The following is a 26,705-nucleotide window of genomic DNA, read 5'->3' as shown; positions in this document are numbered from 1 at the left end:
GTGTTACTTACGCGAATTGAGGAGATTTTTCATGACTGTAAATTTAAATCTCATACCTCCTTATATTAATGGAAATTTTCATCCATCAAATAAGACAGAACGTTTATTTTCTGTATATAATCCTGCAAATCCTTCCGATATTTTAGCAACGGCAAGTTGGAGTAAAGAACTTGTTGATCCTGTTTTGCAAGGAATGAAAACCGCTCAAAAAAAATTTCGTTCTACTTCATTAGAAGAACGTTTAGGATACATAAAAAAATTAATAGGATTTTTAAAAGAAAATGCGGAAGAAATAAAAAGTAACATGATGCTTGAGCTTGCTCGTTCTCGAGTAGCGGTTGAGGAAGAATGGGCATTGTGTGAAAAATTATTTTTCGCAATTCCTGAATTTTGCAAACAAGCTCTTTCCGTTAAAAGAGATGAAGAAGGTTGGGAATGGCAATACGCGCCCTTAGGGTTAGTTCTTGTTTCTTCTAATATTGCTCTTCCTGTTTATACTTTGCTATGTAGCGTGTTACCTTCTCTTGCGGCAGGCAATGCGGTGTGTATGCGCCCCTCTTCACACTGTCTTTTATCTGGTTCATTATTAGCAAGTGGATTTCACCAAGCATCCTTCCCTCCTGGTGTTGTTCAAATTGTATATGGAGACTTTGAAGTATTTCGAAGGCTAGTTTTGAGCCATCAATTCGATACTATTTTGTATACTGGTGGTGAGGAAAGTTTAGAACAAATTCGTCGTGATACCTCAACACAACAAAATGCGCGTTTGGTACTTTGTGGTGGTGGAAAAAATGCAGCATATGTTACAGAATCTGCAAATATAAATAGCGCCATTTCAAAAATTATTTATGGATCTTGTCTTGATGCTGGGCAACGGCTGGAATCAACAAATCTTGCTTTTGTAGACAAAAAAATATTTGCTGAATTTCAGGACAAATTTGTTTCAGCTATAAAAGTAATGCCAATTGGAGCAAGAGAAGATTTATCTCGTTCCGATAAACACGTAATGGAACCACTTTGTAGTTCGAATTCTTGGGAGCGTTTTTTAAGATTTCAAGGAATTGCTGCACGAGAGTCGGATGAAACTTTAAGGTGGGGAAAGCCTATTGATAATAATGGAAACGGTTATTTTGTTTCTCCAGGTGTTCATTATATGAAGCCAGAAAAAGTATTAAAAAGCATATACGCTTCAAATGCGTTTTTTGGACCCGATGTCTGTTTAATTCCAATAGATGAACGAGATGAAATGATTTCTATCTTAGAAGATTTAGGAGCAACAAGGTGTCTTGGGATTCATTCTCAATTTGTAGAAGAAGTTCATGAAATTAGGAAACGTTCTGGTGTTCCTTCTATTTTGTGGAATACCTCAACAATTGAATTAAATCCTTTGTTACCTAGTATTGGAAGAGGAAAAGCAGGAAATAGTTATATTACAGGTGTACGTTTTCTTCTTTCAACCGTTTATCCTCAAGTTTTAAATTTATCGGCACCATTTGCCGCGTCGGAAAGCGATATAAAAAATACAAAATAATTTAATATTCATCAATTATTCTTAATTATTAAATAAAAATAATTTTATCATTTTGTCGTTCTTTTTTAAAATTAAATTGCAATCTTAAAAAAGGCGATAAGCAAACGTAGATTTTAATTATTTATAAATATTAAATTATATGATGAGGGCATAAATTGGCTTTTCTTATTTTACCTCCCACTTTTATGATTACAGAAAATCCCGAAATTCCAATTGAGGTAAAGACAAGAGCTCTTGCTTATCAAGAAAATTTACTAAACCAGCTTGGTGTTTCAAAAACTCAACAGCAGAGTTTAATTACAAAAGGAGGTTACCGCGGTACAAGAATTTTTAATTGGAATAAATCTTATGATGCCTATTTGCCAACTTATTTTTTGTTCCCCGTTGGAAAACCGCAGAAAAAAGAATTTATTCAAACCGCATCTCTTGTAAGATATAAAGATTGTTTACAATTAGGAGCTGTATGGAATATAACGGATAAAGAAACAGTTTATCCTTTGCCCAATTCAAATGCGCAAATATTTCAAATTGCAGAAAGAAATTTTCCGGAATCTTCTCCCATTAAAATAAATATTATTGACGATTTTAGATCAGAAGAGAGAATGAGTAACATTTTAAATATTTTTTTAGGTGAAAAATTATCAGAAAAGGGTATTTTAAATATCACGAATCTTTCCAGAATTGTATGCAAAGGTAATTTTTTAGGGGATTTAAAAAGTCCAGTTGAAGTAGAATATCCAGGAAAAGCACATAGAATCATAATTATAAAAATGAAATCGGAATTATCCCAAAAAAAAATAAATTGGCCAAAAATCACTTATGAAGCTCAAATAAACTCAGGTATATTTGCTGAAAAAAATAAAGATCTTTTGAATGAAAAAACGCCACAACTCTTTCGTCCTGATTTGATATCTGAAAATATTGTAAGCAAAGTGCTAAATGAAATTCATGATCTAAAACTAGAAGAGTTTAAAGTGATACGAAGATATCGTGGATGGGTTTATTTAAATAAAGGAAGAGCATTTCATTTAGCAATTGGAACCAGATTGATAGGACCTGAAAATTCACGACTTCACATTATTCGTTTTTCACCCGAAGTAAATAGTGAAATTGACTCTTCTATTGCTTTTATTCGTTATGAAGATGAAAAACGTCCTATTGTTGTTGGAGATATTTTAAAAATAGATCCAACACTATTTCCAAAAACCAAAAACTCGGCTAATAATCCTAATAAGTGAAACTCCACTTTGAAGGAATATAGCAATGGAAAATATCAAGCAATGGATATTTAAGAGTCCAAATTCGACTAAAGTTTTTTTTGGTATTTTAATTTCAAGCTTATTTACTGTTACTTTAGTGTGGTTTATAAATCATGGGAAAGAAAACACCGATGATTCACAAATTGTAGGTCACATTGTCACGGTATCGCCAAGAATATCTGGTCAAATCGCTAAAATTTTTGTTGAAAATAACCAATCTGTTAAGTTAGGCGATATTTTAGTTGAACTGGATAGTGCCAAAGAACTAGCTGATCTTGAATCCGCTGAAGCTGAATATGAAGCAGCCAAAGCATCTTATGAACAAGCACAAGCTCAGCATGAACAAATGGATAAAAATTTTAGTGCAACTGTAACACAAGCAGAAGGTGGATTAACGCAGGCATCTTCAAGTGTTATGGCAAGTTATGAAGCAATTAAACAGGCTCGTGCCAATTTAAATTCGGCAATGAGCGCTGAAGAATTAGCAAAGAAAAATTTGGAACGTTATTTAAATTTAAAAAAACAAGGTGCTGTTACTCAATTTGATTTAGACAATCAGCAAAACCAATATGCACAAGCAAAAGCGGCGCGCGAGTCGGCCCAAGCACAATTGGGAAGCATGGAAGCATCGCGAAAACAATCCTCGGGAAGTTTGCAACAAGCAAAAGGTCAATTGCTTTCAGCTCAATCTTTATCAAAACAGGTGAAGGCTTATGAATCTGCTGTGGCATTAGCATTGGCTAAAATGAAAAAGGCTGAAGCAGAATTAGATAAAGCTAAACTTCAATTGAGTTATACCCAAGTCAAAGCGCCTTTTGCGGGAGTGACATCAAATAAAATGGCGGAATTAGGGCAGTTAGTTGAGTCTTCTACTCCCTTATTTTCCATTGTTTCTTTAGATGACACATGGCTTGTTGCAAATTTTAAAGAAGATCAATTACAAAAAATGAAACCTGGTCAAAATGTTAAAATAAAAGTGGATTCCTATCCAGGAAAATCATTTCAGGGAATTGTAAGGAGTTTGTCTGGAGCATCGGGCTCAACGTTTGCTTTACTTCCTCCCGATAATGCGTCTGGTAACTTTATTAAAGTTACACAACGATTTCCTGTTGAAATTGATTTTCAAAATCGTCCTAAAGATTTAGTTCTTAGACCTGGCATGAGTACAGAAGTTACTGTCATTACAAAATAAAATAGGACGCGCTGGCATGACACAAAGCATAACTGAAGCTAAAGTTACAGGATCAAAGTTATGGATAACAATTGCTGCCATGATGGCTTCCTTAATGGCTGTTCTTGACATTAGCATTGTAAATGTAGCTTTAAATGATATTCGCTCTAGTTTTTCTGTGCAATTAGATCAAATAGCTTGGGTTTCCACAGGATATATGATGGCAAATATTGTGGTTATCCCAATGACAGGTTGGTTTCAAAGAAAATTTGGTGTTAAAAATTATTTTATTTATTCATTAATTATATTTACTTTAGCAAGTCTTTTATGCGCATTTTCTTGGAATTTAACTTCCCTCGTAGTTTTTCGAATATTACAAGGAATGGGAGGGGGAGCTATTATTCCAACAGCAAGTACTATTTTAATATCTCGATATCCAAAAGAAGAGCAGGGTATGGCTCAAGCATTTATTGGATTAGGAGCTATTACGGGGCCATTACTTGGTCCTTCTTTAGGCGGATATTTAATTGATATATCTAGCTGGCATATGATTTTTTTAATAAATATTCCAGTTGGTATTGTTGCTTTAATTATTTTATTAAAAAATTTAAAAGAGGAAAACTTTTTTCCTTCTAAACAAAAATTAGATAAATATGGATTTCTTTTATTGGCAGTAGGATTAGCATCTCTTCAATATGTTTTAGAAGAAGGCAATCGCAATGATTGGTTTGAGAGTCCCATTATTGTTTTATTTAGTATTTTAAGTTTAGCATGTCTTGTGACAATTGTTTTTCAGCAATTAGAATCCAAGGAACCCATGATCGATTTTCGTGTTTTTAAAAATCGAAATTATATTTTATGCACATCTATTAATTTTATATTAGGTACCACTTTATTTGGGGGTTCCTTTTTATTTTCTTTATATTGTGGCACTGTAATGAATTATACTCCATTAGATATTGGAATCTTATTTTTAAAAGGTTGTTTTATTCAACTACTGATTATGCCATTGATAGGAAAAATTGTTAATATTATAGATAAAAGATTACTCATTGGAGTTGGTATCATTTTAGTATTTATTAGTTTATGGTATAATTCGCACTTAAATCATTTTTCGTCTCAATTTGATCTTGTTTTTGTTTTATTTGCTCGGTCTATTGGATTATCTTTTTTATTTGTTCCTTTATCGGTAACCGCAATTTCATTTGTTGAACCAAAAGGAATAGGAAATGCAATTGGATTATTTAATTTAACTCGTGAACTTGGTGGATCTATTGGACTCGCTTGGATGAGTACAAAACTGGTAAATCATATTAAAGAGTATAATAATATTTTAAATACTCATGTTATAGAAGGTTCCTTTCAATTAAATTACCAATTGAAAATGATGGAACATATGATTTATGGAAAAGTGGATAATACTTATAAAGCAGCAGAACAAATGCTTCAAAATAGAGTTTCACTTCAAGCAACAATAGAGTCCTTTAATAAAGGGTTTTTAACTCTTGCTCTTGTATTTCTTTTATCAATTATTATATTGATATTAATTCAAAATCCTAAGAAAAGAGTAATTTCTTCTGAAGGATTTCACTAGATAAATGTCTCTTAAATAAACAAAGGGTTTAAATTTAGTAATTTGTTTGCAGTTCAACTATTTTGATGATTAAATAGGAATGTGTTTGATATCTTTTTAAGGAGAAAAAAATGGCAAAAGAAATTCGTAGTTTTAAGCACCTTCTAGGAAAATTAGATGGTATTAGTGATCCTCAATTAGAAGCACATTTTGGTTTATATGAAGGTTATGTCAAAAAATTAAATGAAATTGAAGAAAAGTTAGAAAAAACAGATAAATCCTTAACAAATTATAGTTTTGGTGAATATTCCGAATTAAAACGTCGTCACTGCGTTCCTTATAACGGAACCTATTTACATGAAATGTATTTTGATAATTTAATTGCTACTGAAGCTCCTTCTTCGCAATTTGAAGCTTTAGCAAAAGCTGCTTTTGGAAGTGTCGATAATTGGAAAGCGGATGTAAAGGCAACAGGTTTAGCAGTTCCTGGTTGGGTAGTTACTTGTATTGAAACAACTTCAGGAAAATTGAAAAATGTTCAAGTTATGGAACATCACATTGGTTTTCCATTAAATCATGTTCCTGTTTTAGTTATGGATACATGGGAACACGCTTTTTTCTTAGATTATAAAGCAAACCGTGGTGCTTATATTGATGTATTCTTTAAAAATATCAATTGGTCTGTTGTGAATTCAAGAGTTGCTCAATTAGTAAAGTAACTTTACGTCTTTTTTAGTGACCTACTATATACCTTTTTAAATAATAAAATAAATAAAATGGAATATCCTCCTAACCAAATAAGAGGAGTAGTAGGGCTTATTTCACTATTAATATGTGAAAAAGAAATTTGTGACCATTGGTATGTTGGGACAAATTCTCTTAATATTCCAAAAAATCCTACGCTTGGAAGTGCAAATGAACCAAATAATAATAATAAATTTAATAAAGTAAATATACTTCTAGAGGATTCCGGATTTGCAGCATAGCCAATTGTCATGCCTAATAAAGCCATAGGAATGCTTCCTGCTAAAGCAATAAATCCAAAGTAAAAAAGATTTCCAATTGGAATAGCTAATTTTAAAATAAATAAAGCAACAATACTTAAGGTAACTAAATTTATAAAGGAAAGAACAATAGTATGAAAAATTCTTCCCATAATCATAGGTTTTACGCCTACTGGTAGAGTTCTTAAATACTTTGCCCAATCCGAGTTTTTTTCTTGAGTAACTCCCATTCCTAATAACATAAGGGCCACTGTTTGAACCGAATAATTAAAAAATATAATGACGGCACCTAATGCATTTTTTCCTTCCCATTGGTGAGCAAATAATAATAGCATCAGCGGAGGGAAAATTAGAGTAAAAAAAAGTGCGGGAATATTTCTTATTGTGCTTAAAAATAACAATTTAAAATAAAAAAAGCCTAGTTTCACAATTTAATTTCCTTTAGACAAATGAATAAAAGCAGACTCTAGATTTTCCCTTGTTATTTGTAAATTTCTAAATGGTACTTTATTCTCTACAAGTTCATATATGAGAGCATCGGGGTTGGTTGTTTTTATGATAAAATAGTTATTTTCATGTTCAATGGATTCAATAAATTTAAAATGATCTAGAGAAATAGGGAATTGAGAGTAAAAAGTTACATTTGTTTCAGATGAATTTGCTAAATTTTTAATTTCATTTACAGACCCATCTGCTTTAATTTGTCCGTTTTGAAGAAAAATAATACGTGTAGCAATTTGCTCAATTTCTTCTAAGTAATGTGTTGTTAAAAAAATAGTTTTTCCCTGTTTAGAATAATCTCTAATTATATTTAAAAGAGTTTTACGAGATTCAACATCAAGGCCTGTTGTCGGTTCATCTAAAAATACAATAGAAGGATTACCAATAAATGCCAAAGCAAGGGCTAGTCTTCGTTTTTGTCCACCAGATAACTTCGATGCTTTTGTCTTTAAAAAAGAGGTCAGTTCAAATTTTTGGATCATTTCCAAAACAGAAAATGGATTTGGATAATGAGCATGAATAAATTGTAAAATCTCAAGTGCTAAAATTCCTTCAGGAAACTCTATATTTTGTGGTGTCATGCCTACGGAGATGCGTGCTTCTGGATCTTGGGGATTTTTATCAAATAATTCAATTGTTCCAGAAGTTGGGATTTCCTGACCAAGCATCATTTTTATTGTCGTTGTTTTTCCAGCTCCATTAACTCCTAAAAGAGCGATGATTTCTCCTCTTGAAATACTGAAATTTAGATCACGAATGACACTGGTATTGCCATAGTTTTTAAATACTTTATTAAACTTTAAAATTTGTGCCATAAACTACTCCCCATTCCCTTTGGAGATGTATTGCTTTTTCATGATTGGTGCAAGCGGTAGTGGGGGCTAGATTAAAGCTAACTTATTAAATTGTCATATAAATTTGAAGAATATGAAAACTTCTCCATTTTTTTGTCACTTGGATAGGTCGGCATATTTTGTTGTTAATATGTTTTGATCTTAATCTATTATTAGGAATTTTGAATTTAGCTTCTTCCGTTTTTAGAGGAAAAAATGAGAAAAATATTTGTTATTACTTCTTCTATTTTAATTCTGCTAAATATTATCTCAATTTTTGTGTTTCCCTATTTTTTATTTTCTTTAATTCTTATTATTCCTTTAATTATCATTGGAATTAGAGATATGTTGCAGACAACACAAACATTAAAAAGAAATTTTCCAGTAATAGCACACTTTAGATATATGTTTGAAGTGATACGTCCTGAAATTCAGCAATATTTTATAGAATCTGATACAGACGGTGTTCCTTTTAATAGAGAGCAAAGAACAGTTGTATACCAAAGAGCAAAGGGAGTTCGCGATTCCGTCCCATTTGGTACTAGAAAAAATGTTTACCAAGTAGGATATGAGTGGGTTAATCACTCTTTAAGACCCACCCAAATGAGTCCAAATAATTTAAGAGTATTGATTGGGAATTCAGATTGTTTGCAGCCATATAGTGCCAATTTGTTAAATATATCCGCTATGAGTTATGGTTCTCTAAGTAAAAATGCCATTATGGCATTAAATGGTGGGGCTAAAGATGGTGGATTTGCTCATAATACAGGTGAAGGCGGGTTAACTCCACATCATTTAGCAAATGGGGGCGATATTATTTGGCAAATAGGGACTGGTTATTTTGGTTGTAGAAATAAAGATGGTTCTTTTAATGAGCTTGAATTTGTAAAAAAAGCAGCTCATACCCCTCAAGTAAAAATGATTGAAATCAAATTATCTCAAGGCGCAAAGCCAGGACACGGCGGTATTCTTCCAGCAAGAAAAGTAACACCAGAAATTGCTGAAATTAGAGGTGTTCCTTTAGGTAAAGACGTTTTATCCCCACCTGCACATACCGCTTTTTCAACACCAACAGAAATGATGTATTTCATAGCTAAATTAAGAAAATTATCTGGTGGAAAGCCCGTTGGGTTAAAACTTTGTTTAGGAAATAAATGGGAGTTTGTCGCTTTATGCAAGGCCATGAAATTAACAAATATGATGCCTGACTATATATCAATTGATGGAGCAGAAGGGGGAACCGGTGCTGCTCCCTTAGAATTTACAAATTCAGTGGGGACTCCTGGAATTGATGCTTTAATTTTTGTTCATAATTGTCTTGTAGGATTTGGTTTAAGAAAAAAGATTCGAATTATGTCTTCTGGTAAAGTAACAACCGGATTTGAAATGATAAAATTAATTGCATTAGGTGCCGATCTTGTTTACTCAGCTCGTGGTATGATGCTGGCTCTCGGATGCATCCAAGCCCTAAAATGTAATGCAAACGATTGCCCAACGGGAATTGCAACTCAAGATCCTGAACTCATGAATGGATTAGTAATTAAAGAAAAAAGGAAAAGAGTTACTCATTTTCATCATGAAACAATCAAAAGTATGGTTGAAATTATTGATGCTATGGGTCTAGAAGGGACTCATGAATTACGTCCTTGGCATGTCATGAGAAGGGTGAGTGAAACAGAATCAAAAAGCTATGCAGAAATATTTGAATATATTCCAGAAGGTTCACTATTATCAAATGATATTCCAGCCTCCTTTGAGACGGCGGTAAAACTTGCAAGTGCAGAGACTTTTAGACCATTATTTATATAATGTTTAATTTATTTAACAATTTTATAAAAAAGAATATTTCAATATTTAATGAATAAATATATTTAATTTATTGACAACTGTTAATATAATTTATAAAAGAATTAATATTTTTTTAATTAAAAATATATTTTTAGCTTAAATAAGTTCTAACAATAAATTTAGATAATTGAGTATGGTATTATGTATATTAAAGATTATATAAAATCTTATTTTTGTAATAGAAAATTTAGTTTTAGCCAAAATATGTCTAAATTAGTAAGTTTCGAAAAATCAAATTTTAATTCTAAAATTGTAGTGAATGGTGGCTGTTACGGTTATGTATTATTTTTCATAAAACAATATGAAAGCAATAATATAAGCTTATCTCAATTTTATAAATATTTTGAAGATGAATTAAAATCAAAAGAGACCATTCATGAAGTTTATTTTTGGATGCACATTCAAAATTATATATGCGATATACGTGCAAATAGAGTTTTTGATTCTAAAAAATTTATTGATAATAGAAACTTATTTTCTTTAAATCAAGAAGAAAAAAATAAAGAAAACGAAATATGTTCTTACAATGTTTTAAGAAATTATTTAGAATATAATGAATTAAATTGGAAATATAATGGAACCGTTTTTCACATGAATAATGCGCAAAAATCATTTGATTTAATGATTGAAATATTTGATAAAGTTAATAATAAAACTAAAAATGTTTCATTGTGCTTTATGGTGTCTATTTTGTTTAATGATTTTTCATTTATTTCAAAAAAAAATAATGAGTCAGGTCATAAATTATCTATTATTTTCGAAATAAAAAATTCAACAACTACAATTATTTTTTTTGATCCAAATGAAGGATTGTACGAGTTTAGTGCAATGAATAAAAATGAATTAATTCGAAAATTTAATTGTTTTTATTTGAGTATAATGAAATTTATTTACTCAATTAATAGTGTTTCATTTGAAGTATTGACTTTAGGATTTCGATCAAGAGAATTAGGGAAAAGAAAAGTGAAAAGACCAAATATGTATAAGTCAATAGACGAAAGATTAAATGAATTAAATCGAAAATCTATGGAGCTATTTGGTAAAATAAAATAAACTATATTTTTTTAAAGGTTTGATTGATAATTTGTAAGCTTTGTTTAAAACTGGGAGGATTTTTAAATATTTTATTTGTATTTAATATATGATTAATTGAAGTAACAGCATATTTTTTTTCATTATAATGATTAATTATTTTAATGATATCTTGATTTTTTGTGATTTCAATAGCTTTTTTTCCATTTTGATTTGTTTTATTTGTATCGATGTCGGTCCTCATTTTTAATAATATTTCAATGATTTCTTTATCACCTATTTCAACTGCAATATGTAAAGCAGTATTGTTTTTATTATCAGATATATTTGGATTTATGGTGCAATACTTTAGTAATCTTTTTATTGTTAAAAAGCCATGATTTATATTTTCTGAATTTTTATTAGGATTAAGTTTTTTTAAGAATTCATTAGAAAAAAATTGATTACTTTTTTCTGTGTATAATTTGTTTCTTTTTGGAGCATTTTTTGATCTATAAAGTATGGTATATAAAGCGGAATGTAATGCTGTGCATCCATTTTTATCCTGAATATTGGGTTCAAAATTTGCACATCTATAATTATTAGAAACTAAAACAAGAAAGGTTTTTATAAATTCCGATCGTAAATTTTTTGAAGCTAAAATTAATGCTGTGCAACCATTTTTATCAGTTTCATTAACATCACATAAATTATTTAAAAGTTTCTCAAGAGAAATTACAATATTATTATTGTTAAATTCTAATGTTGTTGTTCCTTTAAAAGCCATTTCCATTAATTTTTTATCATATAATTTTGTGACATCTGTTTTTATAATTGGTTTTTTTATTTTTTCGGGTATAAATTCAGGCTTTTTTTCTTCCATTAAAGTTATTGAATATTTTGATAGTACATGACAAAATGTTTTTATTATATTATCAAAAGGAATATTTTTTAAATCGACTTTTACATTTAATAAACTATGATTCGTTTGTATTTCTTTAAGACAAATATCTCCATCTGTTATTGAGGGAATTGTTTTACTAAAAAATTTTGAATTTATATTATGTTTTATATTACATACTTTAGTACCATCTTGATAATTTATTAGAAGTTTATTAGTTTTGTTGTTATTATCATATCTTTTTTTAATTAAAATTTTATCATAAGTTAATGAATTTAAATTGTTTATTAATATAGATTCTGAATTAGAAGAATTTTTAAATAAGGAATAACATTTTAAGTTAGATAAATGCTCAAATAATTCAACATTTATTATTTTATATAGAAAATCTTGATGATAAAAAATAAAAAAAGATAAGTTTCTATTTTCTTTAAATTGATAGCCTTGTTTTGCTTTTTGATTCAATTCAATAAAATTTCCAAATTTTTTAATTGCTTTTTCTATGCCTTTTAAGTTGGTATATTCTATGAATGATTTTTCAATAGCATTCATTATTTTAGTTATTTTTTCAATTCTATTAATTTCTCTAGTATAGAGCTCAAATGTTTTATTATATAAATTTATAATTAATTCATGAAAATCTGAAGAGATTATTTCTTTTTTTTCATTTGTAAAAATTAAGTTTTTATTATTTATTGATCTTATTATATATTCGGAGTTTATTATAATAAAAATAAATATTGACATTTCTAAATTTTGGGAATATTTGGACTTTTCTTTTTCATTCTTTATGAAATTTCTAATGTTTTCGGCGTCATTATTTATTTCACTTAGCAATTCTTGACTACCTTTTTCGGTTTCAAATAAATCTTTTAAATCATTATAAGCATCTTGTTTTCTTATATTTTGAACAGTTTTTAAATTTAAATTATCTTCTAATTTTCTATTTAAGCTATCAAAATATTCACCAAAACAAAGGAGTAAATCATCCTTGCTTGTTTTTGTTTTTCCAATGAATTTACAAAATTTATTGATATCTTCATTTAATTCTATTTCTGAGTGTTCGATAAAAATTTTATCTTTAAATATATCGGAATTTATATTTAAATTTTTTTTAGATAGATAGTAAAATATGGCTGATAAGTCTTCTTTTATTATTTTGCTTGGAAATTTAGAAATAGACATAAAATTTTCCTAAAAAAGATAATTTTTAATAATGAAATAAATTAAACATTTCATTATTAGAAATTATTCTAAATAAAAAATTATAATTGTCAAAATATAAAAAAATAAATAATATTATAAATTGTAATAATTATTCAAATTATTAATTTATAAAAAAATTAAAGAAATATTTTAATTAATTGTATATTTTTTTTATGAAACTAAAAAAAAATTAATGGAATCATTTCAAATATAAAATAAAATTTTTTAATTAGACTTAGTACTAAATTAGATTAAAGATTTTTATGATTTTTTTTTATGGAAGTCAAGAATGGGGATGATTTCTCTTTGAAGATTCATTCTTATTTGTTATTTTTATATCGTTTTTACTATAATTGTTTCATTAACATTTCTAACTAGCTGGTATTTTTTTGATTTTTATTATTGTCTATAAAAGTTAAAACTTTAATTTTCAAATTTCAATACTTGCTGTATAATTGTTTTTCAACTATTTTTTGGGAGAGGAAATTTAATGGAATTAAAACGTGGCATATCGACTTCGGGCATCCTCTTTGCCTCTGTAAGCGCGACAATTGGTTCTGGTTGGCTTTTTGGATCTTTGTATGCTTCTAAAATGGCGGGCCCCGCTGCGATTTTAGCATGGTTGATTGGTGCAGCCGCCATTATTATTATTGCTCTTTGTTTTTCAGAGTTATCAACAATGTTTCCTGTGTCTGGAGGGATGAGTATTTTTCCTTTATTTACACACGGAACATCTGTTTCCTTTATGTTAGGTTGGATCTCTTGGTTAGCTTTTATTGTTATCGTACCCATTGAAGTTCTTGCCGTAATTCAATATGCCGCTACTTTTATGCCTCAACTTATGGATAAAGAGAAATTAACAACTTCAGGACATGTTATGGCTGTTTTTCTAACCGCCATTCTTTTGTTAATAAATATAACAAGCGCAAAATTTATGTCTAAAACAAGTTTCTACATTACCATTTGGAAACTTCTTATTCCATGCCTACTTATTGTTTTATTTTTTTATAAATCTACACATATCGGTAATCTAACCACCCATGGTTTTGCCCCAAATGGAATGCATGGCATTTTTGCATCTTTATCTGTAGGTGGAATTATTTTAGCCTATAATGGTTTTCAACCTGGAGTTGCCTTAGCTGGTGAAACAAAAAATCCTCAAAAAAGCATACCAATCGCAATCATTGGTTCCATGTTAATTTGTATGGTGATATACTGTTTACTTCAAGTTGCCTTCATTTTAGCTCTTCCACCTGAGGTGTTAGCACAGGGGTGGGATAAACTTACCTTTCCAGGTGAAGCGGGCCCCTTTGCTGGTCTAGCGACTGTGATTGGACTTGCTTGGTTTGGTATCATATTATATTCCGATGCTTTAATTTCTCCTTTTGGAAGCGGAATTGTATTTATGGCTTCATCTGCAAGAGCTTCTTACAGCATGAGCAAAAGCGGACATATGCCTAAATTTTTCCAAAAACTTTCAAAAAATCATGTTCCTGTTTTAGGGTTAATGGTAAGTTTTGTTGTTTCTTTATTGATATTTTTATTTTTAGATAACTGGCAAGAAATGGCTGCATTTTACGCTGCCGCTATCTGTTTGTGTAATGCCGTTATTCCTGTAACTTTATACGTTATGCGCTCCGATTTTCCCGATTTACCAAGACCATTTAAGGTATTTAATTATAAATTAGTTTCAATGTCTGCATTTTATATTAGCAGTATGCTTCTTTTTTGGAGTGGCTGGAATATAATGTGGAAATTAAGCATAATTATAGGAATAGGATTTGTTGCTTTACTTGTATTAAAAAAGTTTAATAATACAGGCATTTCTCTTGATGCAAAAGGCTTTACTTGGCTAATGTTTTATATGATCGCTCTAGGAATTGTCTCTTATAATGGCTCTTATGATGGAGGCAATGGTCATATTCAAAATGGTTATGATTTTTTAATTATTGCTATTATTTGCTCTATTTCTGTGGTTTTAGCATCGAAATTCAAACTCAATCGTGAAACATCTAAAGCTCTTATTTCAAAGACATTAGATGATTTAAAAAATGAGCGAAAAAAACACCAAGACCAGCAGGTTGCTTAATTTTATAGGTGGAATATTTTTCACCTTAAGCCAAAAAATGTTATTATAAAAATTAGAATCTTAAATAAAATAATAAGATAGAGTGTAAACCTTTTCTTAAGAGTTTAAGATGCCTAATTTTTTGTTTTTAATTTTTATATTTATAACAGGATGTAGCTATTTTCAAAAAGGAACTTTGACTGTTTTTGTTGAAAATAATGGAAATCCTGTTGAAAAAAGTTTGATATCTATTTATTCCATAAACAATTTAGACAAACTGGATAAACTACTTTCGCAACAATATTCAAATAAAAATGGAAACCAAAAATGGAATATGGATTATTCAAAATTAAAAAAAATTAAAATAGTAGTTCAAAATAATAATATAGATAAACTTTATTTACCAGAAATCGTATTTATAGAGACTCCTAAATTATGGCAAGATCAAGATCTTTCTATTCATGTAAAAATAAAAGAGTTGAATTTGGGACTCATAAAAAAAACCGAACTGCAAAAAAACTTATTGGAATCTAAAAAAGAACCAGAAATCTTTATGGATTATCCAGAAGACCCTATTAGCCAAAATTTATCCATTTCTCAAATTGAAATGCCTTTGTTACCTGAAAAAAATAATGAACCGAGTTTAAATCAGTTTTCTTTAACTAATAAAATTCATGTTGAAAAAACGAATATTATAGAAAATTTAATTAGTAAAAATAATTCTACCTCTCAATTGAGTACCATAACCGAAAAAAAAGCAATTCTTTTTGATGACTCTGTTACATTAGAAGTTTATTTTGGAGGAAAACCTCAAGACAATGTTCATGTCTTTTTAGGTAGAAATGCTTCGCAAGATCTTTCTTATATAGGAACAACAGACGATAAAGGCTTAATTACCTTTTCCATATCAAATCAAAGAAGACCAGATATTTTTATCTTAAAAAAAGCAAATTTTCTTACGGTATTAAAACCATTTACATCGGGTAGTGGAAAATTGAATTTAAGAATAGATTTACAAGAAGGAAAAAGTACCGATTTTATTCTACAACATTATGCATATGGAATAGGAAGAGGAATAGATAAAACAGAATTAAAGGCGAATTCTTTAAGGGTAGACGTGTCTGGTATGACAGGATTTGTTACTACAAATAAAGCAATTGATGAGAAGGTTATTTTGTCATTAAATCAAAAAAATGCAATTCCTGAATTGATTGATTCTAAAATGTTAAAAAAGTGTCTAGAGCTTCATAGTTTTTTAAATCAAATTCCAACGCTTTATGTTTCTTCTCTTTTGCCTTATAAACCATCTGTTGGATTGATTGAACCGCCTATCATAGGTGACATTCAAACAAATCAATTGTGGAGAAGAGTACGTCGTGAATTTTTTTCAAGGTTTATGAATGAGTCTTATATGCGCGGTTTAATTTCGGAAGATATTGTAAAAATGTCTAACTCAATAGGGCTTTCTTCAATTGAAATGGCTCGTAATGGTTGGAAAAATTCATCTTTTGCAGCAGACTTAGATTTATTAATTCAAATTTATTTTGACGAAAATGAAGGTGGTAAAGATTTTACTTTATTTGGAAAAGTCTATGATAAATTTGGTAAATTAATAATGGACCGTTCTATTTTATTTAATTCAGATGATGCTGAAAAGGTTGCTGCTAAAATGTATGCTAGTCTCATTTCTAGTCTTCCTATTGAAGGTGGTGTCATTAAAAAAAATAAAAATGATATTACTATTAATTTAGGAAAAAACTATGGGGTAAATGAAGGTGATTTATTTGTTGCCTTTATCCAAAAATATCCTTTTTCTCCTCCTGATAAACCAATAGGAATATTAAAAGTTAAATCTATTTCAGATAAAGAAAGCTTGTTAGATATTCAAATTGGTCAGGATAAAATAGAGAAGTCTGATGTCATTAGAGTGGTTAGATATCCTGAAAAATTAATTCAACAAGAATTACAAAATCAAATTGCAAGTTATTTATAAAATTTAAATTTTATAAAAATATAAAGAGGTTAAAATTGAAGATATTTGTTTTTTTTAGTGCGCTTCTTTTTTCAGGTTGTTATTCTTTTGAGCAAGGTTATGGTCAAGTCAGTTTATTTTTAAAACAAAAGCCTATTGAGACTGTTATACAAGAAAATAAAGAAACAAAAGATAGAATTGACAAATTAAAATTAGTTAAACCCGTTCTCGAATACGCTAAATCCGAAATTGGTTTGACTCCTGGCAAAAGCTATCAAAAATATATTTCCTTAGACTCTCCCTATGTTTCTTGGATTGTTCAAGCATCAGATAAGCGCTCTTTAAAATTAAAAACATGGTGGTTTCCTATTGTAGGAAAACAGCCTTATTTAGGATTTTTTGATAAAGATAAGGCTTTAAAACAAAGAGAATTACTTATAAGTGAAGGTTATGATACCGTAACTGGGGGTGTTTCTGCTTTTTCTTTATTGGGATATTTTCCTGATCCATTATATTCTTCTATGTTGGATCAATATTCTATTACAGAGTTTATTGAGACATTAATTCATGAGTCTGTTCATAGGACAATTTATGTTCCTAATTATTATTCTTTTAATGAAAATTTAGCAGATTTTATAGCTAAAAGAGCAACAACACAATTTTTAAAGTTACACCCTGAATTAAATCAAGATTCAAATAAATATATTGAAGAATATAAAAAACATAGAGAAGCTCAAAAAAAGTTTCAAGAATATTTATTAAAAGTAAGAGAAGAATTAAACAATTTTTATAATATTGCTCAAAATAATGATGAGTTTAAGAATGAATCTATTTTTCTATCTGAAAGAGAGATAAAGTTTAATCAAATATCAAAAGATTATAAAACCTTTATGAATGGTGTTGATATTGGAACATCCTATGAATACTCTTTTCAAAAAGGAAAAATTAATAACGCGGTTATTTTAGGATATTCTATCTATGAAGCCAAACAAGAACCTCTTGAAAAGGCGCTTCAAAATGCAGGAGGAAACCTCAAACAAATGTTGAAAAATCTTGAGGTTTGTCTTTCGAAGTCGCCACAAGATGAGGCTGATTTGTGGCAAAAGGTGGAAGGCTGTTTGATTTCCAAAGAACAAATAAAGTAAACAAAGGTGCCGCTGTTATTAAAATAAATCCAATTAATAAGTATGTAGTTTGATCAGAAAAAATGTCATTCATAAAAAAGCCAAAGCTTGGTCCTAAAATCATTCCCAACGAATAGATAAAATTCAAAAAGCCATAAGCAATATGGTATAAACCTTTCATTTCTGTTTTGTCTATTTCATCTGCAAATGCAGAAAGAACTGGGCTTATTGAAAAGGCACATGCGACACCTAAAATGCCCATTAAAATAAAATATGTGCTTAAGTTTTGAGTATAAGACATGGATATAAATATAATACCACTAAAGAAAATTCCAAAAGGAATAATTTGAATTTTACCAAATTTATCTGCTAGTTTAGCAGCAATAGGTGAAAATATTGCCAAAGCAAGAACCTGGGTACCAAATAAAAGCCCAATTGTTTCACTATTTGCATTAAAATTACGAGATGCAATTAGAGATAAACTTGGTTCTAAATAAGAAAGCATAAACGATTCTAATAACACAATAACAGATAATCCAATTAATGTTTTATTTTTCATTGATAATTTAACAAAATCAAAGTTTTTATACTTTCCTTTTTCTAAGAAAAGCTCGTTATTCTTTTCCATACTTAAAATTAAAGAAGAACTAATTAAACTAAAGAGAGCAACACCCCAAAATGGGAAATTTAAACCTCCCAGTTCATATAAAAATCCTGCGACAGGAGCGCCGATTAAGTGGCCTACAGATACCCCAACCATAGCTGTAGCTAATGCGGTAGAGCGGTGTTGAGGGTGAACACTTTGAGCGACTAAACTCAGACCACATGTCCAAGTTATTGCTGCAGAAGCCCCTTGTAAAAAACGAGCAAATAACAAAACTTCAAAGCTATTTGCAATTGGAAATATGAGAGATGATAGTATTAATAAGAAACCACCTAATACTAGCGCATGCTTATTTCCAATTTTTTTCGAAATTAAGTTAACAAAAGGGACAAATACTAAAAGACCAATTGCGTATGTTGCCACAAAAAAACTGATCAAACTGTTACTTAAATTTAAAATTTTATCTGAATAGATAGGGAGTAAAGGAACAATAACTCCATAGCTCATAGCATCTACAAACATAGAAAAAGCTACAGCAAAAACAGTAACAAATTTCAGATTTTTGAGTTTTTCCATTGCCGATAACATGACACTGCACCTATTATGACTTATTCATTCAATATTTATATGAAATACATATATACAATTGAATTAAATAAAAATTTAAATTTTAAATTTAAAATATGATTAAGCTTGCCCCAAGAATATCAGGACAAGTCATTTAGGGCTAGGACGGTCCAGGGCTTGTAGGGAGTAAGCTTGTGCCATTAAAGATAAATTTCATTTGTACCTCGCACAAATTTAAGGCTTTTTCCATTATATCATAAAAAGCAAATAAATACAACACCCCCCATGTTATGGGTATTTTTATATAAAATATCAAGCAGTTATAGCTAAAACAAAATAAAACATAAAAAATTTCACCCTTTAGGGTCTTCAATGGCTTTTGATTATGTTTAATAGGCGATTTTAGGTCGCCTACTTGTAATATTCTACACTTTTGGTAAGTATTTAAATGTAAATAAGCACCTAATGATTGTTGAATAAAAATGTTCTTTTTTGAGGCATTATAAATTTATGTGCCTATTTCATGATTGTTTTATCCATATTTAGAGGAGTTTAAAATGAAAGTATTTTCACAAATTGAATCCATGGGTCATGAACAAATTGTTTTTTGCAATGATCCTGCTTCAGGACTTAAAGCCATTATTGCTATTCATGACACAACATTGGGGCCAGCTTTGGGCGGAACACGACTTTTACCTTATGAAAATGAAGAAGATGCATTACTAGATGTTTTGAGACTTAGTAGAGGAATGACTTATAAAGCCGCTTGTGCTGGATTATCTTTGGGTGGGGGAAAAGCGGTTATTATTGCTGATCCAAAACAAAAAACAGAACAAATGTTTCGCTCTTTTGGTCGTTTTGTTCAATCCTTAAGTGGAAGATATATTACAGCTGAAGATATGAATACAAACGTAACAAACATGGATCATATCCGTTTAGAAACCAAATTTGTAACAGGTGTATCTGCTGGATTAGGTGGTAGTGGTGATCCAAGTTTTATGACAGCAAAAGGTACATTTTATGGAATGCAAGCTGCAGTTCGTCATAGATTAGGACGATCCGATTTTCATGGATTGAAAGTTTCTATACAGGGAGTAGGTGCCGTTGGAAAACATCTTTGCCAAATGCTTCATGATAAAGGCGCAAAATTATATATTTCAGACATTGATGACAAAAAATTAAAAGAAATGCATTCCCTTTATAATGCAACCATTGTTTCTGAAAAAGAATTATATTCTCTTGATTTAGATGTCTATGCGCCCTGTGCACGTGGTGCTACTTTAAACACAAGCAACATACAAATGTTTAAAACTAAAGTCATTGCAGGATGTGCAAATAATCAATTAGAAGATGAAGAAAAACATGCAAAAATGTTAAAAGATTTAAAAATTCTTTACGCACCCGATTTTGTAATCAATGCTGGTGGGCTTATTAATGTAGCAAATGAAATTACGGGCTATCAATTAGAAAAAGTAGAATCGGAAGTGGCACGTATTGCATCTACCTTGGAAACGATCTTTATTGAAGCTGATAAATTAGGAATTACGACGCAAGATGCCTCAAAGCGTTTTGCAGAAAAAAGAATTAAAAGTGTTTCTAATTTAAAATCGATGTCTCAATTAGAAACCTCAGCCATAGGAAAGTTGAAAAAGTAACATCATGCAAAAGCCTCTCATTGATTATTTGCCTTCCAGGATTTGGCTAATGAAATCCGAGCCCGATGTTTTTTCTTTTTTTGATTTGGAAAAAAAAATGGGGCAAAAAGAACAGTGGGATGGCGTTCGAAACTACCAGGCTCGAAACTTTATGCAAAAAGAAATGAAGGTAGGAGATAAAGTTTTATTTTATCATTCCAATGCAAATCCTTCAGGAATTGTTGGACTTGCAGAAGTTGTTGAAGAGGCAAAGCCAGATTTCACCGCGCTTGATCCCAATTCGGAATATTTTGATCCCAAAGCAACAAAAGAAAATCCAAGATGGTACGCTGTTACTGTAGGCAAACCACAAAAATTTCCAAAATTTATTTCACTTTCTGAAATGCGTGAACATGAACCTCTTCAAAATATGCTTCTATTAAGGAAAGGTCAAAGATTATCGATCTTGCCTGTTTCTTTAAATGAATATAGTTTTATTTTGCAATTGGCTCGATTTCACAAATAAAGGATTATCATATGAATAGTGTTTATATTGTTGCTGCAAAAAGAACTCCTGTGGGGCGATTTCAAGGGGTATTTAAAAGTCTATCTGCTTCAAAGTTAGGAGCAACTGCCGTAAAAGCAGTTGTGGAAGCAAGTGGAGTAAGTAGCACTCATATTGATGAAATTATTATGGGTGAAGTTTTAACTGCGGGAGTAGGACAAGCTCCTGCTAGACAAGCAGCAATTTATGCTGGATTGCCTGAGAGTGTTCAAGCATTAACCATTGGAAAAGTCTGTGGTAGCGGTTTAAAGTCTGTCATTTTAGGTGCTCAATCTATTATGGTTCAAGATTCTCATTTAGTAATTGCTGGTGGTCAAGAAAGTATGACAAACGCTCCTTATCTTATGCCGCAAGCAAGAGAAGGAATGCGGATGGGAAATAAAGAGATCATAGATTCTATGATAATAGATGGTTTATGGGATCCTTATAATAATTTGCATATGGGAAGCTGCGCAGAGTTATGTGCAAAAGAATATCACTTTTCTAGAGAAGAACAGGATGCATTTGCAAAAGAAAGTTATTTAAGAGCAAGAAAAGCTATAGATATGGGTCTTTTTAAAAATGAAATTGCTCCAGTTACAGTAACAAACTCTAAGGTTACAACGCAGATAGAACTAGATGAAGAACCTATGGCTGCTGATCTTGAAAAAATGGGAAATTTAAAACCTGCATTTGATAAAGATGGAACTGTCACAGCTGCAAATGCATCAAAAATTAATGATGGCGCAGCCGCTTTATTATTAGCTTCTGAAGAAGCTATAAAAAAATATAATTTAAAACCGTTAGCTAAAATTGTAAGTTGGGCTGGACATGCTCAAGATCCAAAATGGTTTACAACGGCTCCTGTTACGGCTATGCAACGTGCTTTACAAAAAGCAAATTTAACTTCACAACAAATAGACTTATTTGAAATTAATGAAGCTTTTGCATTAGTTACAATGGCTGCCATGAAAAAACTAGAAATTCCGCATTCAAAAGTAAATGTGAATGGTGGAGCGTGCGCAATTGGGCACCCGATAGGAGCAAGCGGAGCACGAATTTTAACAACACTTGTTCATTCTTTAATTCACAATAAGAAAAAATATGGACTTGCTACTTTATGCATTGGTGGTGGCGAGGGAATAGCTGTTATTGTTGAAAGGGTTTGATTTAAAAAATAGGATTAAAATTTTTAATTTTTTTTCTATATAAATTTCCTAATAATTATTTCAAACAACTCATTAATTGTCTTAAATACATTTTATGAGTTGTTTTATTTTGTTTTAACATCATGTAATTATTAAATACAAAATAAAAATATTATATCAATCATTTATAATATTATTTATATTTATTTATTTTTTTCTTGGGGTTATCTAGTAATAAATCAACTAGAGTAAAGATTGCCATAACTAAATTTGTATTTAAATAAGCATTCCTATAATTCATGAATACTTCTTTATTCATTAGAGAGGTTTTTTATAAATTATCTTAGGAGATATAAATGTTAATTAGAAAATCAGTATATTTAATAAGTTCTCTTGTTGCTTCCCAAATGGCTTTTGCTCAAGAAAGCAATAAAGAGACTGCTTCTTCTAAACTAAATTTAGACATTCTTGGTGGCGTTGGTTTTTCAAATTATTCAGGAATGAATCGCGATAATAATAAAGCTAATATTAAAGACTCCAGTATGTCTGGTTTTAATGTGAATGCATCCGCTTTATACTCACTTTTTGAAACCAGCATTGGATCTCCTGTTGTAGGAGGTGGGATTAATTATTCTCGTTTAACAGGGGAAAATGATAAAGTTAATATTATAAAAATAGAAGGTACTTTTTCAACTTTAGCATTAATGGCTAATGCGGGTTTTAAATTTAAACCATCGGAAAAATTCGCTATTTTTACTTTAGGAAATTTTGGATATGGTGTTTATAGTGATCTAGATTTTAAAGTGAGTCAAAATACTAATATTAACTACGCAATTGATTCAACTATAAAAAATCATTTTATTTATGGTGCTAGTGTAATTGGTACTTATGAAGTAGCGCAAAACTTTAGCATTGGTGCTGGCCTAACATATAATAGACATTCTTATAAGAATGATAGAAAAGAAAAAGCAAACGGTATAGTTACTAGCAGTGATTCTTCTAATTGGTCACTTAATGAAGTTTCTGCTAATTTGACAGCTTCATACAGTCTCTAAAAAAATTATAAAAAGGATTTATTTGAATTTCATTTAAATCCTTTTTTACAATTTAATATCGACATAAAATCAATTTTTTTCTGATCGCAAATTATCATTCCTATTTCAATAGATAAAAAATAATTGTTATCCTAATTTTTTTAATAATTCTTATGATATTATAAGACTAGATATCTTATATCATTCACGGTATATTCACCCACTGACGAATTTAGGGCAAGAATCGGTATTCTGGTATACAGGTATTGTGTTTTGGAGGAAATTTTGCAAAAAAAAAATCATTCTTTTAAGGAGCGTATGGAAAATATAAATAATGTTAAAGAAGGTAAAAAACCAATTCGCGGCTCTAAAGAAAAATCCTTTCAAGGAAATCAAAAGAAAAATAGAGATAATAATTCCTCTTCATCAAATCGATTTCACCCTCAAAATAAATTTCGTAAAAACAATGGTGAGAATAAATCTCCAAAAGAAAATCATATTGCATTTGACAACTTTTTAGAACAAAAAATTGGTGCAGAAACGCTTCAAAAACTAGCAAATGAAGCTAGAAAAAAAATAAATTCACTTGTAAATGGAACTGTAAGTGCAATTGATTTAGGTGTGGCAACAACTCATCATGGTGAAAATAATTCAAAACTTAAAAACAGCAGTGCGAGTTCTTTTAGTTCACCTAAATTTCAGCCGACAAAATCTTATTTACGTGGCAAAAAAGAAGCAATTGAACTTCCAAAAGAAGAAGTTTCTAATCCTAAAATATTTGAAAAACCAAAAGAAATTCCTTCAAGGGGTTTTGCATTAGCAAAATACAAAGAAAGCTTAACGAAGCAAAATAAAACGATTATTGCCAATCAAGAAGCAAAAATAGATCAAGAAATAAGTCATTTAAAAACTCCGGGTGGATTGTTGTTAGATGAATGGCAATACAACGCATTACAAGCTTTGCTTGCTGGGAAACATGTTATTGTAGATGCGCCTACTTCAGCAGGAAAAACACGTGTTATAGAAGCCTTGCTTGAATATAGAATGAAAGAAGGCGGGAAGCTTATTTATACAAGCCCTGTAAAAAGCTTAAGTAACGATAAATATCGTGAATTTAGCGAAAAATACGGAAGAGAGGCTGTTGGTATTAATACGGGAGATTTTAAAGAAAATTTAAATGCTCCTATTATGCTTGCTACTTTAGAAACCTATCGTAACAGCCTTTTAGGTATTGAACCCAATATGAGCCGCCGTGTTGTTGTTTATGATGAATATCATTTTTTGCAAGACGAGAGTCGTGGTAGTGCCTGGGAAGAATCTTTGATATTAACTCCTAAAGATAGTCAACTTGTTTTGTTATCTGCAAGTGTTCCCAATAGTGAAGAGTTTGCTTCTTGGATTAAAAGTTTAACAGGCAAAGAAACAGTTGTTGTTAAAGTAACAAAAAGACCTGTTCCTTTAGTTCATATGGTTTATACAAAATTTGGCTGGATTTTTGCCGAAGATTTAAAATTAAAGCCAGATGAAGAAGTTCAATTAGCTAAAATTGGTCGTATTCAAAGAAAAGAAAATAGACGTTTTCGTGGAAAAGATGTCTATAATTCTTTTATTCAGCCTATTTCAACTGCACTTGAATTAAATATGGGCCCTATTGTAATTTATGCAGGAAGAAGAGGTGATGTAGAAGGCATTGCTTTAAGTTTTGCTAAAAACTTTAAAAAAGATTTTGAAGGTCCTGATGCTGAAAAATTAAGAGAAAGATTAAAAACTCTTTCTGGGTATGAATATGTTCCACCTGAATTACAAAAATTGGTATCCCGTTATGGCATTGCTTATCACCATAGTGGGATGATTCCACCAGGTAGAGTTGCGATAGAAACGCTGCTAAAAGAGGGGTTATTAAGAGTTTGTTGTGGAACTATGGGAATCAGTTTAGGCGTAAATTTTGCTGTAAGAAGTGCATTTGTTTCCGATGAATCCAGACCCAGTGAAGGTGGAGAAACCATTTATTCAAATACAGAAATTATGCAAATGCTTGGCAGAGCTGGAAGACGTGGTCATGATAAACAAGGTTTTTCTTTGTGGCTAAATGCAGGACGTTATGCTTCTCAAAAACCAAAAGACAGAGAGCCATGTAAAAGTTCTTTAAAGTTTGATCCTACAACCGTAATTGGAATTTTAGGGCAACACCAAAGTATTGCTTATTTATCTATGTTTTATCAAAAATCATTTTTTATGAGATCTCGTGATTCTTCTCAAGTTTTTGTTGCTGATCATGATCTTTTATCTGCTACCTTATATCAAAAGATGGGAATTGATAGCATTGCATGTCAAGATATACCTAATACATATAAACAATTTCAAAAGGGTAAAAAACGTTCTGGAATTGCATGTAATCATTGTCCAGCAAAATCGTCATGTCATTCTATGATGCAAACAGCAAGTCATAGTATGCTAAATCAAATTATAAATCATTTGCAAGAAGTAGGCGCCCTCGATGGCTCTGTGCCTTCACAAATGGGAAATTTAGCGAGACATTTTCCTCAGGCTGGAGGCCTTATTATTGCAAATTGGTTGGCTCAAGGGCATTTAAATAAAGATACCTTTATTGATTATTTGCAAGCAATGTCTGCTTTTGGAGCTGCTCATTTTAAAGAAATTCCAAGTACCTATGCGGACATGGAATTTTTAAACGATTTAAATATTCCTACTTTAATAGAAAAATACTACCCAAATAATTTATTTCCAGAGTTATATGATGAAATTAAGCCTAAAAAATGGGAAGATGTTCAAGAAAATATAATTGTATTTAGGGAATTCAATTTGGGTGCTGCTTCTATAATTAAACAATGGTTAAATCCAAAAACATCTTGGGATGATCTTGTTGAAGAACATTCTTCTAAATATTTTTCAGCAGGTGATTGCATGAATGTTTTATTTCGATTTTCTACCTTTTTACAAAGCTGTGGACGACTTGTCGATTTTGACCCAGCTATCGCTTCGGAAGCTAAACGTTTGCAAAGAATTCTTTTAAGAGAACCATTAGATGCAAGAAATAGAATGTTGGTTGAAGAAGCAGATGAATTTGAAAATACCCCTGGTAGCCTTGAAGAAATAGTAAATAATATTTAATCAACTTGTCTCCTTTTTTTCTTAATGATATTTTCACTCT

Annotated in this window: 19 protein-coding genes; 15 read left to right on the top strand and 4 right to left on the bottom strand. The window is 30.4% G+C overall.

Annotated features, from left to right (window positions below):
* Positions 1-31 precede the first annotated feature (31 nt).
* The 5 genes from GCL60_RS04055 (at position 32) to GCL60_RS04035 (ending at position 6,253) form a co-directional block, all read left to right on the top strand.
* Complete coding sequence (locus GCL60_RS04055; RefSeq protein WP_153418589.1) at positions 32-1,531, top strand: aldehyde dehydrogenase family protein; 1,500 nt, start codon at positions 32-34, stop codon at positions 1,529-1,531.
* A gap of 155 nt (positions 1,532-1,686) precedes the next feature.
* Positions 1,687-2,769 carry a hypothetical protein gene (locus tag GCL60_RS04050; RefSeq protein WP_153418588.1) on the top strand — a complete coding sequence of 361 codons (1,083 nt, stop codon included), beginning with the start codon at positions 1,687-1,689 and terminating at the stop codon, positions 2,767-2,769.
* A 25-nt stretch (positions 2,770-2,794) separates the two neighbouring features.
* Positions 2,795-3,982: an HlyD family secretion protein gene (locus GCL60_RS04045; protein WP_153418587.1), complete on the top strand. Its 1,188-nt coding sequence runs from the start codon at positions 2,795-2,797 to the stop codon at positions 3,980-3,982.
* Positions 3,983-3,998: 16 nt separating this feature from the next.
* Entirely contained in the window at positions 3,999-5,555 is a 1,557-nt protein-coding gene (locus GCL60_RS04040; protein WP_153418586.1) for a DHA2 family efflux MFS transporter permease subunit, read from the top strand.
* Positions 5,556-5,665: 110 nt separating this feature from the next.
* On the top strand, positions 5,666-6,253 hold the full coding sequence (locus tag GCL60_RS04035) for a superoxide dismutase (RefSeq protein ID WP_153418585.1): 588 nt from the start codon (positions 5,666-5,668) through the stop codon (positions 6,251-6,253).
* A gap of 2 nt (positions 6,254-6,255) precedes the next feature.
* Here the strand turns inward: GCL60_RS04035 and GCL60_RS04030 are convergent, their stop codons facing one another.
* Positions 6,256-6,966: a hypothetical protein gene (locus tag GCL60_RS04030; protein ID WP_153418584.1), complete on the bottom strand. Its 711-nt coding sequence runs from the start codon at positions 6,964-6,966 to the stop codon at positions 6,256-6,258.
* A gap of 3 nt (positions 6,967-6,969) precedes the next feature.
* On the bottom strand, positions 6,970-7,854 hold the full coding sequence (locus GCL60_RS04025) for an ABC transporter ATP-binding protein (RefSeq protein ID WP_153418583.1): 885 nt from the start codon (positions 7,852-7,854) through the stop codon (positions 6,970-6,972).
* Between the two features lie 234 nt (positions 7,855-8,088).
* Between GCL60_RS04025 and GCL60_RS04020 the strand changes: the two genes are divergently transcribed.
* Together GCL60_RS04020 and GCL60_RS04015 are read left to right on the top strand one after the other, a co-directional pair.
* Positions 8,089-9,681 carry an FMN-binding glutamate synthase family protein gene (locus GCL60_RS04020; RefSeq protein WP_153418582.1) on the top strand — a complete coding sequence of 531 codons (1,593 nt, stop codon included), beginning with the start codon at positions 8,089-8,091 and terminating at the stop codon, positions 9,679-9,681.
* A gap of 243 nt (positions 9,682-9,924) precedes the next feature.
* Positions 9,925-10,773: a hypothetical protein gene (locus GCL60_RS04015; protein WP_161998066.1), complete on the top strand. Its 849-nt coding sequence runs from the start codon at positions 9,925-9,927 to the stop codon at positions 10,771-10,773.
* Position 10,774: 1 nt separating this feature from the next.
* Here the strand turns inward: GCL60_RS04015 and GCL60_RS04010 are convergent, their stop codons facing one another.
* A complete protein-coding gene (locus GCL60_RS04010) occupies positions 10,775-12,817 on the bottom strand; it encodes an ankyrin repeat domain-containing protein (RefSeq protein WP_153418580.1) in 2,043 nt (680 codons plus the stop codon).
* A gap of 511 nt (positions 12,818-13,328) precedes the next feature.
* Between GCL60_RS04010 and GCL60_RS04005 the strand changes: the two genes are divergently transcribed.
* From GCL60_RS04005 to GCL60_RS03995, 3 genes are all read left to right on the top strand, one after another.
* Complete coding sequence (locus GCL60_RS04005) at positions 13,329-14,927, top strand: APC family permease (protein ID WP_153418579.1); 1,599 nt, start codon at positions 13,329-13,331, stop codon at positions 14,925-14,927.
* 109 nt (positions 14,928-15,036) lie between these two features.
* Entirely contained in the window at positions 15,037-16,899 is a 1,863-nt protein-coding gene (locus tag GCL60_RS04000; protein ID WP_153418578.1) for a hypothetical protein, read from the top strand.
* Between the two features lie 35 nt (positions 16,900-16,934).
* Positions 16,935-18,023 carry an aminopeptidase gene (locus GCL60_RS03995; RefSeq protein ID WP_161998065.1) on the top strand — a complete coding sequence of 363 codons (1,089 nt, stop codon included), beginning with the start codon at positions 16,935-16,937 and terminating at the stop codon, positions 18,021-18,023.
* On the opposite strand, the gene GCL60_RS03990 is transcribed toward GCL60_RS03995, so the two are convergent.
* Positions 17,911-19,194, bottom strand: a complete 1,284-nt coding sequence (locus GCL60_RS03990; protein ID WP_153418576.1) for an MFS transporter — start codon at positions 19,192-19,194, stop codon at positions 17,911-17,913. The genes GCL60_RS03995 and GCL60_RS03990 overlap by 113 nt on opposite strands.
* A 536-nt stretch (positions 19,195-19,730) precedes the next feature.
* Between GCL60_RS03990 and GCL60_RS03985 the strand changes: the two genes are divergently transcribed.
* The 5 genes from GCL60_RS03985 to GCL60_RS03965 all read left to right on the top strand — a co-directional run bounded on the left by GCL60_RS03985 (position 19,731) and on the right by GCL60_RS03965 (position 26,665).
* Positions 19,731-20,828 (top strand): Glu/Leu/Phe/Val family dehydrogenase, encoded by a 1,098-nt coding sequence (locus tag GCL60_RS03985; protein ID WP_153418575.1) that lies wholly within the window; start codon positions 19,731-19,733, stop codon positions 20,826-20,828.
* A gap of 49 nt (positions 20,829-20,877) precedes the next feature.
* The gene (locus GCL60_RS03980; protein ID WP_202613993.1) at positions 20,878-21,333 is read left to right on the top strand and encodes an EVE domain-containing protein; all 456 of its coding nucleotides are present in this window, start codon (positions 20,878-20,880) and stop codon (positions 21,331-21,333) included.
* A gap of 11 nt (positions 21,334-21,344) precedes the next feature.
* Positions 21,345-22,520 carry a thiolase family protein gene (locus GCL60_RS03975; protein ID WP_153418573.1) on the top strand — a complete coding sequence of 392 codons (1,176 nt, stop codon included), beginning with the start codon at positions 21,345-21,347 and terminating at the stop codon, positions 22,518-22,520.
* 335 nt (positions 22,521-22,855) lie between these two features.
* Positions 22,856-23,554: a hypothetical protein gene (locus GCL60_RS03970; RefSeq protein ID WP_153418572.1), complete on the top strand. Its 699-nt coding sequence runs from the start codon at positions 22,856-22,858 to the stop codon at positions 23,552-23,554.
* A 297-nt stretch (positions 23,555-23,851) separates the two neighbouring features.
* Positions 23,852-26,665, top strand: a complete 2,814-nt coding sequence (locus GCL60_RS03965; RefSeq protein WP_161998064.1) for a DEAD/DEAH box helicase — start codon at positions 23,852-23,854, stop codon at positions 26,663-26,665.
* Positions 26,666-26,705 lie beyond the last annotated feature (40 nt).

Source organism: Silvanigrella paludirubra (assembly GCF_009208775.1).
Taxonomy (GTDB): domain Bacteria; phylum Bdellovibrionota_B; class Oligoflexia; order Silvanigrellales; family Silvanigrellaceae; genus Silvanigrella; species Silvanigrella paludirubra.
Note: the sequence above shows the minus strand (reverse complement) of the source record. Positions and strands in the feature narration are given on the sequence as shown.